Genomic DNA, 17,204 nt, shown 5'->3' on the forward strand with positions numbered 1-17,204 from the left:
GCCGCCGTATCTCGCAATGATCGGTTGAACGTGCGTTTTGGCCCTAAATTCAAAACTGCACGCGCCAACGAGCTGTTAACGAAGCCTTAATTCGGTCTGCCCGGAGGCCGCGCGGTCGTGTTATGACACCGGGCCTGCCGCGGATCCCGCCACGGCCGGAACGTGCGAGTGCGTAAACTTGTCATGGCTACGATCTGTGTTCGGCTCTGACGGCTCCCCGATCATCCAGTATCTCGTCATCTTCGCGATCATCTTCTCGGCCCTGGCCGCGATCGTGCTCGTGGTCCGGCGTCTCACGGGAAGCGGCGGCGCGCTCCCCGGGCGCAGCGGCCGGGCGCGTCAGCCGCGCCTCGGCATCGTCGACGTGTACGAGTTGGACCGCGCCCGTCAGTTGATCCTGCTGCGGCGGGACAATGTGGAGCATCTGCTCCTCGTCGGAGGCCCGAACGACGTCGTGGTCGAGCGTAACATCCAGCGCGGCCAGCGGCCCCTTTCCGAGCCGGCCCTCCGCGCGGAGCCGGCCGCAGAGCCTCTGCCCGATCCGTTGGCCGAAGCCGGGCGCTTGCCCGAGCCGCCACGCGCCCTGGCCGAACCAGGCCGGTCCCTTGGCGAGCCTGCCTTTGGCCGCCCCGAGCGCACATTCGAGATGCCCGTTGTGGTGCCACCGCCCGTCCCGGGATCGAGCGCCGCCCCGCCCGTGCGGCTTCCGCTCGACGCCGCGTTGATCGACGGCGACGAGCCCGGCCGGGACATCCCCGTGCCGCCGCTGAGCCCGGCTCCGCAACCCGAGCCGTCGGCCGTGCTTCCGGCCTCCGTCCGCGAGGCGCTGACGCGGCCGCGGACGCTGCGGACCTCCTCGCCGGTCCTCGACCGCAAGCCGATGGCCGAGAAGGCGGACGAGACCGTCAAGCTGCCCTCCGCAGGCATGGTGCTGCCGCCGCTGACGTCCCCCCCGGTGGACGCACGCCCGGTCGATCCGGTCGTCCTGTCGGACATGGCCCGGCAGCTTCAGGCGGCGATCAGCCGCCCGAGTTCGGCCGCAGCTCCGCCGCCCGCACCGCCGACGCCCGCACCGGCCGCGCCCGTTCCGGAGCCGCCCCCCGCGCCGAAGCCGGAGCCACAGCCCCCCGCCCCGGCGGCTCCGCCGCCGATCGACCCGATCGCCGCCGCGATGGCCGCCCTGATGCCGCCTCCGATCGATCCGATCGCGGCAGGCATGTCGGCGGCAACGGACGAGCCGGAGCCGGTCGCCAGCGCCGAGCCCCCTCGCCCGGCGCGCACCGAGAAGAAGGCTGTCGCCAAGGCCGAGCCCAAATCGCCCGGCAACCCGTTCTCGGTCGAGGAGATCGAGGCGGAGTTCGCCCGGCTCCTCGGGCGCCCCCTCGACAAGCGCAACTGAAGCACCGCCCCGCCGTCTCGCCTGTGCGGGGCGGCCGGGGCGGCCTTGCCATCGCTCCGGCGCTTCGCCAAGCTGAACGACCGTTGTCCCAGGGGCCGCCGCGGCCCCGATCAGTCAGAGTTGTGCGATGAGAGTCATCGTCGAGCGCGCGGCGCTTCTCAGGTCGCTCGGCCACGTCCACCGGGTCGTGGAGCGGCGCAACACCATTCCGATCCTCTCGAACGTGCTCCTGCGCGGCGAGGGGTCGGCCTTGCAGCTGAAGGCGACCGACCTCGATATCGAGGTGACGGAGAGCATTGCCGCCGACGTGCCGGATCCCGGCGCGACCACGGTTCCGGCGCACGTGCTCTACGACATCGTGCGCAAGCTGCCCGACGGCGCACAGGTCTCTCTGGAGACCGGCGAGGGCGGACAGATGACCATCCGCTCGGGGCGCTCGCGCTTCGCACTCGGTGCCCTGCCGGAGGGGGATTTCCCCGATCTCGCCACGGGCGAGATGCCGCACGGCTTCGAAATCGCCGCCGCCGACCTAAAGCGCCTGATCGACAAGACGCAATTCGCGATCTCGACCGAGGAGACGCGGTACTACCTGAACGGCATATTCCTGCACGTGCTCGAAGCGGACGGCGCACCGGTCCTGCGCGCGGTGGCAACGGACGGGCACCGCCTTGCCCGTGTCGAGATCCCCGCCCCTCCGGGCAGTGTCGGAATGCCGGGGGTGATCGTGCCGCGCAAAGCCGTCGCCGAGATCCAGAAGCTCCTCGACGACGGTGGCGAGAGCGTTGGCATCGACCTGTCGCCCGCCAAGATCCGCCTGCGCTTTGCGGATGGGCTGACGCTGATCTCGAAGCTGATCGACGGCACCTTCCCGGATTATCAGCGGGTGATCCCGGCCAACAACGACAAGCGCCTCACCGTGGAGCGGGATACCTTCGCCCGCGCGGTGGATCGCGTCTCGACCATCTCGTCGGAGCGCGGCCGTGCGGTGAAGCTCGGGCTGACGGACGGGAAGCTTGCCCTGTCCGTGAACAACCCCGATGCGGGCAGCGCTACGGAGGAACTCGACGTCGATTACGGCTCGTCCGCCCTCGATATCGGCTTCAACGCCCGCTACCTGCTCGACATCACGGCTCAGCTCGAAGGCGATACCGCGCTGTTCAAGCTGGCCGATCCGGGCTCGCCGACCCTGATTCAGGATCGCGAGGGCGCCTCGGCCCTCTACGTGCTGATGCCGATGCGGGTCTGATCTCGCCCATCCTCACGAGCGAGGCGAAGCGATCCAGGGAAGCACGCCTCCCTGGACCTTTTGACTTCGCTCGCAACGAGGAAAGGCGAAGGGGCTTACTCGCAGACCTGAACGCGCTTGAAGGTGAAGTTCTCGTCATCGAGCCACACCTTGCGGCGCTCGTAGTGGCAGATCGGGCCGCGGCGCTCGCGCACGATCACGGTCTCCGGCTCTTCCTCCACCAGCACCCGGCGCGGACGGTATTCCGGCGGCGGGGGCGGCGGCGGGTTGTTCATGTTGTTCACGATCGCGCTACCGACCACGCCGCCGACGACGCCGGCCGCGAGGCCGCCGATGATCGCCCCGTTCTGCCCGTCGCGGGCCGAGGCGGGGATGGCTGTGGCCGTGAGGAGACCGGCCAGCGCGAAGGCGCCGGCCCGGACGACGGTAAAGGACTTCAGAACGGACACGCGAGAACTCTCCTGCTCGTGTTGACGAGATGAGAGCGCGAGAGCCTTAATTTTGTCGAAAGGCGAGCCCGTCGAGGGACGGAAGCACCGCAGCGGGCGCGAAATCCGGGTACTCGTCGGGCAGGCCGCGACGATTGATCCAGACCGGGCGAAAGCCGAAGGCGGCCGCGCCCGCGATGTCCCAGCGGTTCGAGGAGCAAAACAGGATCTCCTCCCGGCCCAGGCCGAACCGATCGAGCGCGAGGCCGTAGGCGTCCGGGTGGGTCTTGAACCGGCGCACCTCGTCCACCGTCAGCACGGCATCGAGGAGCCCTTCGAGCTTGGCCGAGGCGACCGCCCGGTCGATCATCGGGCGGTCACCATTGGTGAGGATCGCCGTGCGGATCCCGCGCTCGCGCAGGGCCGAGAGGGTCGCGGGCACTTCCTCGTAGGCATCGAGATCGCGATAGGCGTCGAGGAGGCGCTCGCGTAGCCCCCGATCGACATCGGGAAACTTGGCGAGCGCGAAGTCGAGGGCGCGCTCGGTCAGGGTCCAGAACGGCTCGTAGCGATCCATCAGGCCGTGGATCCAGCTGTATTCCAGCTGCTTCGTCCGCCACGTCTCGGACAAGGCCTCCGCCTGCGGGCCCACCTCGGCGGCGTGGCACCGCACGGCGGCGTTCACATCGAACAGGGTGCCATAGGCGTCGAAGACGGCCGCTTGCATCCCGTCCAGAAGATCGGTCGAGGCCATGGTGTCTCCTTGCGTCTCGCCCGGCAACGCGGGCCGACGCGCCGCCGTTCACGCCCGTCGCAGGCGCAGGCCGAACAGGTGGAGCAGCCCGACGAGGAGCCCACCATAGACCGCCGCCCCGGCGATCCCGAGCAGGCCGAGCACCGCGATCTCCCGCCCGTGCGGCAGAGCCGGCACCAAGGCGTTCGCCACGGGCTGCCCGAACAGGGCGACGCCGGTCAGCGCAACGCAGGCGATCACCACCCCGAGAATGGTGAGGCCGAGCGTCCGGCCCGGCGCGGTCCAGCCCCGGCGCAGGGCGAGGCCGACGAGGATCGCGAGGTTCACCCACTGGCTGACCGCCGTCGCCATGGCGAGTCCCGTGACGCCGTAGGGGCCGGTCAGCCACAGCTTCAGCGCGACGTTCACGGCGATGGCCGTGAGCGACGCCCAGAGGGGCGTCTTGGTGTCCTGTCTGGCGTAGAAACTGGCCACGGCGCTTCGAACCAGCACCACCGCCGGAAGCGCCAGCCCATAGGCCGCGAGCACGGACGCGGCGCGGGCCGCATCCTCGCCGCTGAACTCGCCGCGCTGGAACAGGGCGGCCATGATCAGGCCGGGAATAGTCAGGAAAGCGATGGTGAAGGGCGCGGACAGGGCGAGCGAGAACCCGGCCGCCCGATTCTGCGCGGTGTGGGCGCCCGCCACGTCGCCCGCCGCGATGCGGCGGCTCATCTCGGGCAGGAGCACCGTGCCCGCCGCGATGGCGATGACGCCGAAGGGAAGCTGATAGAGCCGGTCGGCGTAATAGAGCGCCGAAACCGCGCCGGTCGGCAGCCAGCTCGCGATGATCGTGTCCGCGAAGGCCGCAATCTGGAACCCGGCCGAGCCGATCACCGCCGGGCCGAGAACGGTGAAGAACCGCTTCATCGCCGGATCGAAGCGCGGCACGGCGAGCTCGGGCATCACACCGGCGCGGCGGCATCCCCACCACAGCAGCAGGAACTGCAGCACGCCCGAGACGGCAACGCCCCAGGCGGCGGCATAGGCGGCGTTGGGGAACAGGAAGCTGACACCGAGCGCCGCCAGCATGGCGAGGTTGAGCAGGACCGGCGCCCCCGCCGCCACGGCAAAGCGGCGGTTGGCGTTGAGGAGACCCGAGAGCAGGGTCACCAGGGTCATGAACAACAGATAGGGGAAGGTGATGCGCGTCAGCGCCACCGCGAGCTGGAACCGCTCTCCCCCGACCTCGAAGCCCGGCGCCAGGGCCTGCACCACATACGGCATCAGCGGCAGGGCGAGGTTCAGGAGCACCAGCTGAACGATCAGCATGAGCGTGAAGACGCGGTCGGAGAACAGACGCGCTGCGCCGGTCGCCCCGGCCTCAGACAGGGAGGCGTAAGAGGGCACGAAGGCGGTGTTGAACGCGCCCTCGCCGAAGATGGCGCGGAAGTGGTTCGGCAGCCGAAAGGCGACGACGAAGGCGTCGGCGATGGGGCCCGCGCCCATGACGGCGGCCATCACCACGTCACGGGCGAAGCCGGTGACGCGGGAGATCAGCGTCCATCCGCCGACGGAGAGGATGGAGCGGATCATCGACGGGCGTCCGGGCGCGCATCCGGCGCGAAACGATCGTTGGGAATGGGCCGCCCCCGTCTCGCCGGGTCGTCCCGGCGGCGCATCAAGACCGGGTTTCGGCCGTCATCTCAAGGGTCCGGGCGCCACAGGCGCCCGGACGGCACGCCTCAGGCGGTGGCCTCGGCGTACATCTTCTCGACATGCTCCCAGTTCACGAGGTTCTCGATGAACGCCTTGAGATAGTCGGGGCGGCGGTTGCGGTAGTCGATGTAGTAGGAGTGCTCCCACACGTCGACGCCGAGGATCGGCTTCGCGCCGTGGACCAGCGGGTTCTCGCCGTTCGGGGTCTTCATGAGGGCGAGCTTGCCGTCCTTCACCACGAGCCACGCCCAGCCGGAGCCGAACTGCGTGACGCCGGCCTGGATGAAGTCGGCCTTGAACTTCTCGGCGCCGCCGAGGTCCTCATCGATCTTCTTGGCGATCGCGCCGGGGATGGCGCCGCCACCATTCGGCTTCATCCAGTTCCAGAAATGGATGTGGTTGTAATGCTGCCCGGCATTGTTGAAGAGCGCCTGATTCGTGTTGTAGGCGGCCTTCACGATCTCTTCGACGCTCTTTCCGGCGAGGTCCGTGCCTTCGAGCAGCTTGTTGCCGGTATCCACATAAGCCTTGTGGTGCTTGTCGTGGTGGAACTCCAGGGTCTCCTTCGACATGTACGGCCCGAGGGCGTCGTAGGCGTAGGGCAGTTCCGGCAGGGTGAAGGTCATTGCTTGTCTCCGTGCGGCCGGGGGCAACCGCATGCCCCCGGCGGGGGGCTCCCGGGTTGACGTCCGGTACGTAAGTCGGGCTTGCCTCGACGGCAACGCCGATGGTGCTGCACGAACAGGTTTTGCAAAACCTCGTCAGCGCCTTACTGTGCCGCCGATTTCGGGGCTCGTGAAAGCCCACGTCCAGAGAGAACAATGATCGCTGCGCTGTTCGCGCTCGCCGCCGCCATGCTCATCGCCGGCGTGGCGGCCATCGTCGAGGGCTTCCCCTATGTCCGCCTGGAGAGCGGAATGGCCATGGTCTACGGAGGTGCCGTCGTGGCGTCCTCCGGTGTGCTGCTCTTCGGCCTCGGCGTCGTTGCCACGTGGCTGCGCCGGATCGAGACCGCGATCCGCGAAAACCCCGCCCGCCCCGCGGACGAGGTGGCGGAGTCGGGCGAGCCCGTCTTCATGCCCGCGCCGGAGGCGTTGGATGCGTCCTTCGCCCCAACCATGACCGGCCACGCCTCCGACCGGCAGCGAATCGAGCCCTCGCTCATTCTGCCGCCGCAGACGCTCACTGCCGAACCGGAACTGACGCTGCCGGGCCTCACGCCGCCGGTGGTCGCTCCGGTTGCGGAGGTGCCTCCGCCAGCCGAGATCAAGGTTCCGGATACGAAGAGCGAGCCGAGGCTTGCTGGAGCGGACGACCTGTTCGTCCCCGGTCAGTCCGAACCGGCGAAGCCCGAATCCGAGCCCGCGCTCCGGTCGAGCCTCGACGCGGCGCCCGAGGCCAAGGTCGAGCGCACGGTGGTGGGCCGCTACAGTTCGGGCGGCAACACCTACATGATGTACGATAACGGTTCGATCGAGGCGGACACGCCGAACGGCCGCTTCACCTTCGCGTCCCTCGAAGAGCTGAAGGCCTTCGTAGATGGCGGGGGCGAGGTCGGCGCGCGGGGCGCCGCCTGAGGCGGAACAGCCCCGCTTCGGCATAGGGCATGCAGCGGGGCGGCGTGATTCAGACAGACGCCCTCCGATACGCCCCGAGACGGCACGGATCCGCCCCGCTGGGGGACGCGGGCCGCGCGCAAAAGCCGACGTCATGATCGCACGGCACAGTTTGATCTATGTCGGCTCGCGCGGCGTCGCGGCGGCCCTCAACATGGCCTCCGTGGCCTTGTTCACGCGCTTGGCGCCCACCGAAGTCTACGGCAGCTACCTGTACCTGTCGTCCTGCGCGCTCGTCCTCTACGGGGCGACGTGCCAATGGCCGAAATTCTCGTTCTTCGCCCTCTACGACGAGGCGCGCGCCTCGGCGCAGGTCGGCACCGTGGTGCGCATGCTGGCGGGCTCCCTGGTGCTGGCGGGCCTCGCCGCGAGCCTCGCGGCCACGCTCGGGCTGATCACCCCTCGCGCGGCGATCGCGATCACCTTGCTCGCCGTCGGCTTCACCCTGTTCGAGGGCTCCACCGAGATTGCGCGCACCCGGCTCGCCGCCGGCCCTGTCGCCGCCTCCGTGCTGACGCGGGCCGTGCTGATGCTCGTTCTCGGCGGTGCCGTCCTGAAAGTGACCGGCGATCCCGTCGATCTCGCCGTGGCCATCGCGACGTCAAACGCCCTCGGCGCCATCCCCGCTCTGATCGTGGTCGGTCCGCTGATGCGCGGCAGGGGGAGCCGCGTCGAAGCGATGCGCCTGCTCGCCTATGGCTGGCCCCTCGTTCTGTCGTTCGCGACGGCGGCCCTCGCGCAGAGCCTGGATCGGCTGATCATTGCGCAGACGGTCGGTACGGCGGGTCTGGGTGCCTACGGCGCCATTGCCGACTTCCTGCGGCAAAGCTTCATCGTGTTCGGGGAAGCGCTGGCTCTATCGCTGATCTCGATTGCCAAGCGGGACGCGCGGATCGGCGGGATGGCGGCGGCCTCGCCGGTGCTCTGCGACGCCGCGCGAGCGATGACCGCCATCGCCGCCTTCGGCGCGGTGTTCTTCCTGTGCTTCGACGAACTCGTCGTCACCATCCTGCTCGGGCCGGGCTATCGCGCCGAGGCGCGCAGCCTCGCGCCGGTCCTTGTGCTGGCAAGCATCCTGATGATGTTCCGCTCGTATTATTTCGGGCAGGTCATCTACTTCACCAAGACCAGCCACCTGGAGGCAGGGGCCGCCTTCGCGACCCTCTTGACCGTGGCTGCGATCTCCCTTCTGCTCATCCCGCGCCTCGGGGCGATGGGCGCGGCCTTGGCCTTCGCCGGGGGGCAGGCCGCGGCCTGTCTCGTGCTGATTTTCGGCGCGCGCCGGGCGGGCACCCCCATGCCCCTGCCCCTGGCGGATATGGGCGGGATCGTCGCCGCCGCCGTGGCAGCGGGTCTCGCGGTCTACGGGCTCGGCTTCGTGCCCGGCGGCACGCAGCCCGCTGGACAGGCGCTCGGCCTCTTCCTCCTGGTTGCCGCCTTCCTCGCGGTGGCGTGGCGCATCGACATGCTGGGTCTGGCCGGGGCGATCCGTCGTCGGCTGGCGGCATGACGGCGCCCGTCGCGATGCCGGAGCCTTACACGCCGCAGCCCCACTCGGCTCCGCTCACAGCCCCCCTTCCCGGCGGTTTCGTGGCCGCGATCCGTCCCCTCGATCCCGCCGCGCCCTGGGTGAGGGCCTGGGAAGACCTGGGCCGACGCGCCCTCGTGACGAACCCGTTCTACGAGGCGCCCTATGCGCTGGCCGCCGCCCCGTCCTTCGGCGCAGGCGTGAGAATGCTGCTCGTGGCGGACAGGCCCCCGGAGGAGCCCGGCGCACGTTTCGCCGCCGCGTGGCCTCACCGCAGGGTTACCCGCCGCTGGGGCCTGCCGCTTCCAGTGCTGATGGGCTGGACCCATGGCTATGCGCCCCTCGGCACGCCGCTCCTCGACGGCGAGGTGCCCGGCCCGGCCCTGTCCGCCCTGCTGGCCGCGCCGCAAGCTCTCGGCGAGCCCCCACGCCTGCTTCTCCAGAACGCCACGGCGGATGGCCCCTTCGCCGCCCTGCTCGACCAAGCGGGCACGCGCCGCGCCGCCTACTGGGCGCACCAGCGCGGGATGCTCGACGCCTCTTCCGCAAACGAAGCGGAACGGGCCGCTTATCTGGACCATCTATCGGGCAACCGCCGCCGCCGCCTGCGCCGCGCCCGCCGGAGGCTGGAAGCGGGGGGCGACATCGCCTTCACGCTGCTGGCCGCCCCGGCACAGTTTCCCGCCGCCCTCGACGCGCACATTGCCCTGGAGGCGGCGAGTTGGAAGGGACAGGTCGGCACCGCCCTCGCCCAGCGCCCGGACGAGGCTGCGATGCTGCGCGGGGCCGTGGCCGCGCTGGCGCAGACAGGCCGGGTGCGGATCGCACAGTTGCGGCAGGGCGAGCGGCTCATCGCGTCGATGGTGCTGCCGCTCGCCGGGCGAGACGCCTTTGTCCTGAAGGTCGCCCACGACGACACCGATCCCGCCGCCGCGACGGGGGTGCAACTGGTCCACCGGTTGACGGAAGCAGTCCTCGCCTCGCGGGAGATCGACAGGATCGATTCCTGCGCGCCGCCTGGCTTCGAACTCGCTACCCTGTTCTGGACCGAACGGCGGTCCATCGCCCATTTATTGCTGGAAGCCGGGCACGACCCGCTCTTCCCGGTGGCGATGCGCCTCGAGCGCGGCCGCGAATCCCTGGCACGACTCAAGCTCGCGATGCACGAAAGGCGGAAGGCGTCTTAGAGCCGTATCCGACCGAGTTGAGCCGCCCCCGTCGATGGATTCCCGGCCGTCTTTGCGAGCGCAGCGAAGCAATCCAGGGAGGCGCACCGTTCTGACACATCCCGCTGCCCTGGATGGCTTCGCTGACGCTCGCAAAGACGGAGGCACGTGAGCCAACTTGGTCGAAGACGGCTTTAGCCGACCTCAGTCGCCTTCCTCGAACCGTGTGCGGTGGAACACTTCGCGCCCCGCCCCGTCGATCACCCGTACAGAATGGGCGGGCTCGTCGCGACGCTGAGGCACCCGGGCACGGGCGAAGAGACGGAGGGCGCGCTCCTGCGCGCTCTCCAGGCTCCCGACCCGCACGGAGATGCGGGTGACGACCTCCTCCCCGTCGGACCCGATCACTTCGATATGGAAAGTCTCGCGCAAACGGGGAAACCTGCTCTATGTGGGGGCGCAGCCGGGAGTAAGGATCACCCGATCCGGCTGGCCCGACCGAGATAGGGGAGACGCGTGGATCCGCTCAAGGCCGCTGCCGCCCTGCTGTTTTGTCTCGCGCTGTTCTGGCTCGTGCTCCGCCTGACGCAGCGCCTGATGACGATGGCCATCGCCGCAGGCCATGCGGAGGAGCGCCGCCGCCTTGAGGCGGAGGCGCAGGCCGATCAGGCGACGGGCGCCGTCCCGTAGGCATCCGCCATCCGGGCGATGGCGGCGAGCTTGTCTTCGTAGACCGACCAATCGTCCCGCTCGGCAATCGGCGCCCAGAGGGCCTCGACCTCGTCGATCAGCATCGTGCAGGGCTCGCCCGCGAAATACGGGTGATCGAGCCGCGCTTCCTCGCCCGCCGTGACATCCGCGAAGGCCGCACGCACCGGAGCGAAAGCCTCGGAAGCGTAGAGCGCCGCGCTCGGACTCGCGGCGGCGCGCTCGGCGCCGGCGAGGCCGCCGCGCCAATCGAAGAAGAACCGCTCGAACGGCGCCTTGCTCTCACCGAGGAAGCGCCAGATCGCGGAAACGAGCCGGTCCGTCTCCGCCTGGGGCGCCGGGGCGAGACCGAGCCGCGCGAACAGACGCTCCGCGAAACCCTCCTGCAGAGCCGGGCCGAATCCTTCGAGCGCCTTTTCCAACCGTGCCTGCGGCGTGAGGGACAACAGGCAATCGGCCAATCGGCACAGGTTCCAGAACAGCGCCTCCGGTTGACGGCCGAAGCTGTAGAGGCCGGTCTGATCGAAATAGGCGGCGGTGAAGTTCGGATCGAAGGCGGGCAGGAAGCGCCACGGCCCATAATCGAAGCTCTCGCCCGTCACGTTGATGTTGTCGGTGTTGAGGACGCCGTGGACGAAGCCTGCCGCTGCCCATTGCGCGCCCATCCGCGCGACGCGCACCGTCACCTCTTCGAGGAAGGCCGCCGCCCGATCTTCCACGCTCTCCCGCCATAGCTCCGGCATGTGGGTGGTGATCGTGTGGTCCAGAAGCTTGGCCACGTTCTCCGGTTGCTCCAAGGCGAGGAAGCGCTGGAATGTGCCGATGCGGATATGCCCGTGCGACAGCCGCACCAGCACCGAGGAGCGGGTGGGCGACGGCTCGTCGCCGCGGATCAGGTTCTCGCCGGTCTCGATCAGACTGAAGGATTTCGACGTGGTGACGCCGAGCGCCTCCAGGAGCGAGGTCGCCAGCACCTCGCGAACGCCCCCCTTGAGGGTCAGTCGCCCATCGGCCGTGCGCGACCAGGGCGTGGTGCCGCTGCCCTTGGTACCGAAATCGAGAAGCCGCCCATCCTTCAGGTCGTGCAGCTGCGCGAACAGGAAGCCGCGACCGTCCCCCAGTTCGGGATTATACGAACGGAACTGATGCCCGTGATAGCGGAGCGCCAGGGGCTCCTCGAAGCTGCCCGGCAGCGGCTCGAACCGGCCGAAATGGGCGATCCATTCCTCGTCCGTGAGCCCGCCGAGGCCGACGCGCTCCGCCCAGACCTGATTGCGATGGCGCAGGATGGTCTTCGGGAAGCGCGCCGCGGCCACGACGTCGAAGAAGTCGGGCCCGAGCTCGGCGTGGCGGCGGGACGGGCGGGGCGTGGAGGCTTCCGGCAAGGCTGATCTCGCATCGGGCCGCCGAGGCGGCATCTTCAGGGTCAAGCGCGCTCGGGGCGAACCGTTGCGTCGCCAGTCTGGCGAAGGGCCTCGCCGAGGATCATCGCCGCCGCCATGGCGACGTTGAGGGACCGCATGCCAGAGCGCATCGGCACCACCACACGGGCATCGGCGGCCGCGTGCACCGCCTCCGGCACGCCCGCCGTTTCCCGGCCCACCATGACGCAATCGCCGGGACGGAAAACGAACTCCGTGTAGGGCACGGCCCCCGCCGTGGTCGCGAGGACGAGGCGCAAGCCCGCCCCCCGGCGCCAGTCCTCGAAGGCCGCGAAGGAACGGTGACGGGTGATGGCGACGTGATCGAGGTAATCGAGGCCCGAGCGGCGCAGATGCCGGTCCGACACGTCGAACCCCGCCGGTTCGATGATCTCGACGGCCAAGCCCAGGCAGGCGGCCATGCGCATCATCGTCCCGGCATTCTGCGGGATGTCGGGCTGGTAAAGGGTGAGGCGGGGCATCGGGGACGGGCTATCGCCGGTCAGCCGGCAAAGCGCAACGTTTTCAACTGGGAGCGTGGAACATTGCGCTGCCGCAAGCCCTTTTGCGGGCGTCGCAGCCGACGCGGCTGCCCGTCCGGAAGGCCCTCGCCCATGCGCAACCCGCTCCCGACCGTCGCCTTCGCGACGGCCCTTTTCACCGCCGCCCTCGCCCCGGCGCTGGCGCAGGACACCACCCCCGGAACGGCTCCCGGCGCGGTCCCGGCCAAGCCCGCGACGCTCTCCGATGACTTGCGTCCGAAGTTCGTCGCCCAGACGCCCTCCGACATGGTGTCGAGCAAGCTCGTCGGCACCAGCGTCACCAACGGCGCGAACGAGACCATCGGCCAGATCGCCGACCTCGTGCTCGACGAGAAGCAGCAGGTGAAGGCGTGGATCGTCGGCGTCGGCGGCTTCCTCGGGATCGGCGCGAAATACGTCGCCATCGACCCCTCCGCGATCAAGGTCGCCCGTGGCGACAATGACAGCCTGAAGGCCACCATCGACACCACGAAGGATCAGCTCCGCGCGGCGCCGGAATACATCTATCTCGGCAAGGAGAAGCCGAAGGACGCACAGTCCACCGAGCCGGCCCGCAAGCCCTGAGGCAGCGAGGCCCGCACCAGGGCGGCGACTTGCGGGCTTGAAGGTCCGAGGCGTTCCGTGCTCCACCCCCGGCACATCAGTGCCGGGGTCTTCATTCCGCCATGCGCCGCGCCATCATCCCGCTCCTCGCCTTCTGTTTGGGGCTTCTCGGCATCGTCGCCGCCGCCTTCGTCATGCTGAAGCCGGAGGCGACCTCCGTCGGCACGGCCTCCGTCGGCGGGCCCTTCACCCTCGTCAATCAGGACGGGAAGACGGTGACGGAGAAGGATTTCAGCGGGGCGACGCACCTCGTCTTCTTCGGCTTCACCCATTGCCCGGATGTCTGCCCGACGACGTTGCAGCAGATTTCCGACGTGCTCGCGGCCCTCGGCCCCAAGGGCAAGGACATGAAGGTCGCCTTCGTGACCGTCGATCCCGAGCGTGACGACCCGGCAAGCCTGAAGGCCTACCTGTCGAGCTTCGATCCGCGCATCACCGGGCTCACCGGCACGCAGGAGCAGATCACGGCGACGGAGAAGGCCTATCGCGCCTATGCCCGCAAGGTCCCGGATAAGAAGGGCGAGTACGTGATGGAGCACACGGCGATCGTGTACGTCATGGACGCCAAGAACCGCTTCCTCGGCGCCCTCGACATCTCGCGGCCCGCCGACCAGACGGCGGCGGAACTCGCCAAGAAGATCTGACGCGACGCCGATTTACAGCGTCATTCCCGCATGGAATCGGTCGGGGGAAAGCGGCAGGAGGAACTGCACGCCGAACCCGCCCTCGAAGACGCGCACGAGGCGGCCCGGCGTACTACCGACCGTGACGATGCTGCCCATGGCGGGCGCCGCATTGCTGGCGATGGCCGCGCCTGACAGCGAGATGTCGATGAGCCGGGCCGTGATCTCGCGGCCGTTCTCGAGCTTGAGGACGACGCCGGGCTTGTCCGGCACGACGCGCTCGTGGCTGCGGCCTTCCGGCAGGCCGAGGATCTCGTGGTTGGCGAGCCATGTGAGCTGCGAGGCGAGCTTGTCGCGCTTGCGCGGCGTCGCCGACAGCCGCACCGCGAAGCCGCCCTTGGTGTGCCGCGCCACCACACCTTCGATGCGCCCGATGAATTCGAGATAGAGGACGACGCGCTCGCCGATCTCACCCTGGACCGCGCAGGTCAGGCGGACACCGCCGGGGGACATGTCGACGGTCTGGCACGGATATTCGCGCCGGTCGGACAGCATGTATCGCCCGAGGACCGCGACCTTGACGCGCTGATGCTGGCGCATGTCGGACGCTTCGTTGCCGACACCACGAATCCTGAGGGTCTGGAGTGGGCCGCCATCCACCGCGAGCATGCCTAGATCAGTCGTCGAGAATCCATCGTAGGTTGAATCATAAGAGGCACCGGTTACGGAAAGCCTTCACCGGACGAAAGATTGGGAATCCAGCGCGCGAAATCAGGCGCGTCCGCCCGGATGGACCATCAGGTGCCCACGCCGGACCGGGGCATCTTCGGGCATCAGGGCGCGGCGCAGGCCCTCGTGCGGACCGGCCGGCGGCCGGGCGCCGCGGTTGCGCGGGGCGAGGATGCGCAGCGACGTGGTTTCCGCTCGCTCCACCGGCTTGAGGCCGAGCCAGGGCGGCGCGCCGGTGAAGCTCAGCGCCCCGAGGGCCCGGACATGGGGGCGGCCCCGGTGGCGCAGGGGGAGCAGGAGAAGTTCGAGATCGACCCCCTCCTCTGCGCGGTTCACGCCGCGCAGGCCCGCCACGACGCCGAGCGTATCGAGGGCGACCGTTTCCGCGAGACGCCATGCGTCCCCGGCCCGGTCACCCCAGAGGGCGGAGAAGGGTTGCCCGCGCAGCTCCCTTCCATACAGGGCGCAGACGCGCGTCCCCGCGAGGCGGATGACGGCGGAGCGTGCCGGCACGTCCAGCTCCAGGATCAGGCTGTCCGCCAGGAGATGGCGGATCTCGCCGGGCTCGATTTCCGCCCGCTCGGGGGCGGCACGATCACCGCGGAGCTTTTCCCAGTAAGCGTGAAGCAGATGACTTGTGGGATGCTTCATGTGTGTCCCGGATCGGTACAAATGTGCCTCGAAGATGCCCGTTCCGAGACGTCCGGAAGACGTCCCCGACCGCGCATCGGGCGGTTACCGGCCCTTTCCGCAATCCCTATGCCCTCGGTCGCGCCGATGCATCCGGCGAGTTACGCTTTGGTTAAGGTTGATCGCCACTGAAGCCTGTGACGATCCACACAACGCAACCCTGAGAAGGGTTTGCCCCCTCGGGATTCCACCTGAGAGAGCATCATGGTCTTGCCTGCAACCACATGTCGGCAACATGTGGGGCCATGGACGCTTCGCCCGACTTCCCCCGCCAGAGCCGCGCACCCGTTTTCAACATGCCCGGCGTGGTCACCGCCTCGATTGCGGTGCTCATCGTCATCCAGGCGATTCGCGAGTACCTGCTCTCCGACGTGCGCGACATCTCGATCGTGCTCGACCTCGCCCTGGTTCCGGCCCGGTGGACGGTGTGGTTCGACCCCTCGCGGGTGGCGGAGGTGATCCAGGCGGCGGGATCGGGCGATGCGCAACTCGGGGCGATGCGCGAGGCCTTCGCCCGCTACGTCACCGGCCAGCAGAGCCTGGAGCCCTGGACGCTGGCGACCTACGCGCTGCTCCACGGCTCGTGGATGCATGTGCTGTTCAACAGCGTCTGGCTCGCCGCCTTCGGCTCCCCCGTCGCCCGGCGCTGCGGGGCATGGCGTTACGGCGCCATCGCGCTCGCCGGCATCATCGCGGGCGGCGTGCTGCACATCCTGATCGACCCCTTGAGCGCCACGCCCCTCGTCGGCGCCTCGGCGGGCATCTCGGCCTTGATGGCGGCGGCCGCGCGCTTCGTGTTCCAGCCTCCGGCCTCGGCCTACGGCGCCCAGCCCTGGCAGGTGCCGGTGCATCGCCCGGCCGAGACCATCCCTGAATTGCTACGCAACCGGACCGCGGTGTCGTTCCTCACGATCTGGCTCGTCACCAACCTGCTCTTCGGCCTCGTGAGCCTGCCGCTGGGAGCCGAGAGCGCCGCGATCGCCTGGGATGCGCATCTCGGCGGCTTCGTTGCAGGCTTCCTGCTCTTCCCCCTTCTCGACCGGAAAAGCTCTCCACGGGCCTGATCACTGCGCGGGTGCCCTTGCCAGGGCGCCGGAACGGCCACACACTCCCGTGATCGAGAGCCGGGACGAACCCGGCCCGATGTCGCAACCGGCGCGCCGGGGCTGACGGCGCGCCCAACCGGCTGAAAGGGAGGGGTCGATGACCGTCGCACGTATTCTGGCGGAGAAGGGAACATCCGTGGCCACCGTGAGCCCGGACAAGACCCTCGGAGACGTCATTCATAGCTTGGCGGAGAAGCGGATCGGCGCCCTCGTGGTCGCCCATGCCGATGGTACGGTGGCGGGCATCGTTTCCGAGCGGGACATCATGCGCGCCCTGGCGCGGCTCGGTGCGGCGACCTTCGACGCACCGGTCAGCGACCACATGACGACCACCGTCACGCACTGCAATCGCTCGGCGACGATTGAGGACGTGATGGAGCTGATGACCAACGGGCGCTTCCGCCACATGCCGGTCTGCGAGGACGGGCGCCTGATCGGCATCGTCTCCATCGGCGACGTGGTCGCCCGGCGGATCGCCACCGTCGAGGCCGAGCATCAGGCCTTGCGGGAATACATCACCACGGCCTGAGCGCGGCCGTCCAAAACGGGACGACTCCCCCTTTCCCCGTCTACGGGGAACGTTGCGGAACTCGGGAGCCGGGACACCCTCACCGTCATTGCGAGCGCCAACGAAGCAATCCAGGGCAGCGGGACGCTTTAGAACGGTGCGTCTCCCTGGATTGCTTCGCTGCGCTCGCAAAGACGAAGGAGCTTTTGAATTTCACCACGATCCCCGCAAGCTGCGAAAGGGGACCCTCGGCGGCCGTCCGGGACGGCTTGCAGAACGCTATTCTACCTCGCCAGACATCTTCAGCAGCCTGCTAGAGCGTTTTCGGTTTAATCTGGCTCATATCCCGCGGCGGCGAAGAAGTTGGCGCATTCGTCTGGCGTGATGGTGTCGATGAGCCGGCCGATGGCCGTCCACAGCCCTTCGACCGTGCGCTCAG

General features: G+C 69.0%; 19 protein-coding genes and 1 pseudogene. 10 read left to right on the top strand and 10 right to left on the bottom strand.

Annotated features, from left to right (window positions below; translation table 11 throughout):
* Window positions 1-196: 196 nt before the first annotated feature.
* A complete protein-coding gene (locus J4O73_RS22795) occupies window positions 197-1,399 on the top strand; it encodes a hypothetical protein (protein WP_426221106.1) in 1,203 nt (400 codons plus the stop codon).
* Between the two features lie 127 nt (window positions 1,400-1,526).
* The gene (dnaN, locus tag J4O73_RS22800; protein WP_426221108.1) at window positions 1,527-2,645 is read left to right on the top strand and encodes a DNA polymerase III subunit beta; all 1,119 of its coding nucleotides are present in this window, start codon (window positions 1,527-1,529) and stop codon (window positions 2,643-2,645) included.
* 95 nt (window positions 2,646-2,740) lie between these two features.
* Here dnaN and J4O73_RS22805 read toward each other — a convergent pair whose 3' ends face one another.
* From J4O73_RS22805 to J4O73_RS22820, 4 genes are all read right to left on the bottom strand, one after another.
* Window positions 2,741-3,094: a hypothetical protein gene (locus J4O73_RS22805; RefSeq protein ID WP_426221110.1), complete on the bottom strand. Its 354-nt coding sequence runs from the start codon at window positions 3,092-3,094 to the stop codon at window positions 2,741-2,743.
* A 46-nt stretch (window positions 3,095-3,140) separates the two neighbouring features.
* Window positions 3,141-3,827 carry a haloacid dehalogenase type II gene (locus J4O73_RS22810; protein WP_426221112.1) on the bottom strand — a complete coding sequence of 229 codons (687 nt, stop codon included), beginning with the start codon at window positions 3,825-3,827 and terminating at the stop codon, window positions 3,141-3,143.
* Between the two features lie 48 nt (window positions 3,828-3,875).
* Window positions 3,876-5,402, bottom strand: coding sequence for a murein biosynthesis integral membrane protein MurJ (gene murJ, locus J4O73_RS22815; protein ID WP_426221114.1), 1,527 nt, complete (start codon window positions 5,400-5,402; stop codon window positions 3,876-3,878).
* A gap of 149 nt (window positions 5,403-5,551) precedes the next feature.
* Complete coding sequence (locus J4O73_RS22820) at window positions 5,552-6,151, bottom strand: superoxide dismutase (RefSeq protein WP_426221116.1); 600 nt, start codon at window positions 6,149-6,151, stop codon at window positions 5,552-5,554.
* A 195-nt stretch (window positions 6,152-6,346) separates the two neighbouring features.
* On the opposite strand from J4O73_RS22820, the gene J4O73_RS22825 reads away from it, so the two are divergent.
* The 3 genes from J4O73_RS22825 to J4O73_RS22835 all read left to right on the top strand — a co-directional run bounded on the left by J4O73_RS22825 (window position 6,347) and on the right by J4O73_RS22835 (window position 9,856).
* Window positions 6,347-7,102 carry a hypothetical protein gene (locus J4O73_RS22825; protein ID WP_426221118.1) on the top strand — a complete coding sequence of 252 codons (756 nt, stop codon included), beginning with the start codon at window positions 6,347-6,349 and terminating at the stop codon, window positions 7,100-7,102.
* Between the two features lie 133 nt (window positions 7,103-7,235).
* Window positions 7,236-8,651 carry a lipopolysaccharide biosynthesis protein gene (locus J4O73_RS22830; protein ID WP_426221120.1) on the top strand — a complete coding sequence of 472 codons (1,416 nt, stop codon included), beginning with the start codon at window positions 7,236-7,238 and terminating at the stop codon, window positions 8,649-8,651.
* Window positions 8,648-9,856, top strand: coding sequence for a GNAT family N-acetyltransferase (locus tag J4O73_RS22835; RefSeq protein WP_426221122.1), 1,209 nt, complete (start codon window positions 8,648-8,650; stop codon window positions 9,854-9,856). The genes J4O73_RS22830 and J4O73_RS22835 overlap by 4 nt, the downstream gene beginning before the upstream one ends.
* A gap of 183 nt (window positions 9,857-10,039) precedes the next feature.
* Here the strand turns inward: J4O73_RS22835 and J4O73_RS22840 are convergent, their stop codons facing one another.
* Window positions 10,040-10,267, bottom strand: coding sequence for a hypothetical protein (locus J4O73_RS22840; protein WP_426221124.1), 228 nt, complete (start codon window positions 10,265-10,267; stop codon window positions 10,040-10,042).
* Window positions 10,268-10,351: 84 nt separating this feature from the next.
* On the opposite strand from J4O73_RS22840, the gene J4O73_RS22845 reads away from it, so the two are divergent.
* Window positions 10,352-10,525 (top strand): hypothetical protein, encoded by a 174-nt coding sequence (locus tag J4O73_RS22845; RefSeq protein WP_378966954.1) that lies wholly within the window; start codon window positions 10,352-10,354, stop codon window positions 10,523-10,525.
* Here J4O73_RS22845 and J4O73_RS22850 read toward each other — a convergent pair.
* Window positions 10,501-11,961 (bottom strand): protein adenylyltransferase SelO, encoded by a 1,461-nt coding sequence (locus J4O73_RS22850; RefSeq protein ID WP_426221145.1) that lies wholly within the window; start codon window positions 11,959-11,961, stop codon window positions 10,501-10,503. The two genes, J4O73_RS22845 and J4O73_RS22850, sit on opposite strands and share 25 nt — an antisense overlap.
* Before the next feature lie 8 nt (window positions 11,962-11,969).
* The gene (locus tag J4O73_RS22855) at window positions 11,970-12,446 is read right to left on the bottom strand and encodes a tRNA (cytidine(34)-2'-O)-methyltransferase (RefSeq protein ID WP_426221126.1); all 477 of its coding nucleotides are present in this window, start codon (window positions 12,444-12,446) and stop codon (window positions 11,970-11,972) included.
* Window positions 12,447-12,578: 132 nt separating this feature from the next.
* Here J4O73_RS22855 and J4O73_RS22860 point away from each other — a divergent pair, with 132 nt between their 5' ends.
* Both J4O73_RS22860 and J4O73_RS22865 read left to right on the top strand, forming a co-directional pair.
* Complete coding sequence (locus J4O73_RS22860; protein WP_426221128.1) at window positions 12,579-13,070, top strand: PRC-barrel domain-containing protein; 492 nt, start codon at window positions 12,579-12,581, stop codon at window positions 13,068-13,070.
* Between the two features lie 101 nt (window positions 13,071-13,171).
* Entirely contained in the window at window positions 13,172-13,753 is a 582-nt protein-coding gene (locus tag J4O73_RS22865) for an SCO family protein (RefSeq protein ID WP_426221130.1), read from the top strand.
* Between the two features lie 12 nt (window positions 13,754-13,765).
* On the opposite strand, the gene J4O73_RS22870 is transcribed toward J4O73_RS22865, so the two are convergent.
* Both J4O73_RS22870 and J4O73_RS22875 read right to left on the bottom strand, forming a co-directional pair.
* Window positions 13,766-14,401 carry a PilZ domain-containing protein gene (locus J4O73_RS22870; protein ID WP_426221132.1) on the bottom strand — a complete coding sequence of 212 codons (636 nt, stop codon included), beginning with the start codon at window positions 14,399-14,401 and terminating at the stop codon, window positions 13,766-13,768.
* Between the two features lie 102 nt (window positions 14,402-14,503).
* Window positions 14,504-15,112, bottom strand: coding sequence for a PAS domain-containing protein (locus J4O73_RS22875; RefSeq protein ID WP_426221134.1), 609 nt, complete (start codon window positions 15,110-15,112; stop codon window positions 14,504-14,506).
* Between the two features lie 284 nt (window positions 15,113-15,396).
* On the opposite strand from J4O73_RS22875, the gene J4O73_RS22880 reads away from it, so the two are divergent.
* Complete coding sequence (locus tag J4O73_RS22880; protein ID WP_426221136.1) at window positions 15,397-16,215, top strand: rhomboid family intramembrane serine protease; 819 nt, start codon at window positions 15,397-15,399, stop codon at window positions 16,213-16,215.
* Between the two features lie 139 nt (window positions 16,216-16,354).
* On the top strand, window positions 16,355-16,786 hold the full coding sequence (locus tag J4O73_RS22885; protein WP_426221138.1) for a CBS domain-containing protein: 432 nt from the start codon (window positions 16,355-16,357) through the stop codon (window positions 16,784-16,786).
* A gap of 308 nt (window positions 16,787-17,094) precedes the next feature.
* Here J4O73_RS22885 and J4O73_RS22890 read toward each other — a convergent pair.
* Window positions 17,095-17,204: pseudogene (locus J4O73_RS22890) on the bottom strand (IS630 family transposase); the annotation flags it as partial.

It is taken from the genome of Methylobacterium sp. NFXW15 (assembly GCF_049887755.1).
Lineage (GTDB): Bacteria > Pseudomonadota > Alphaproteobacteria > Rhizobiales > Beijerinckiaceae > Methylobacterium.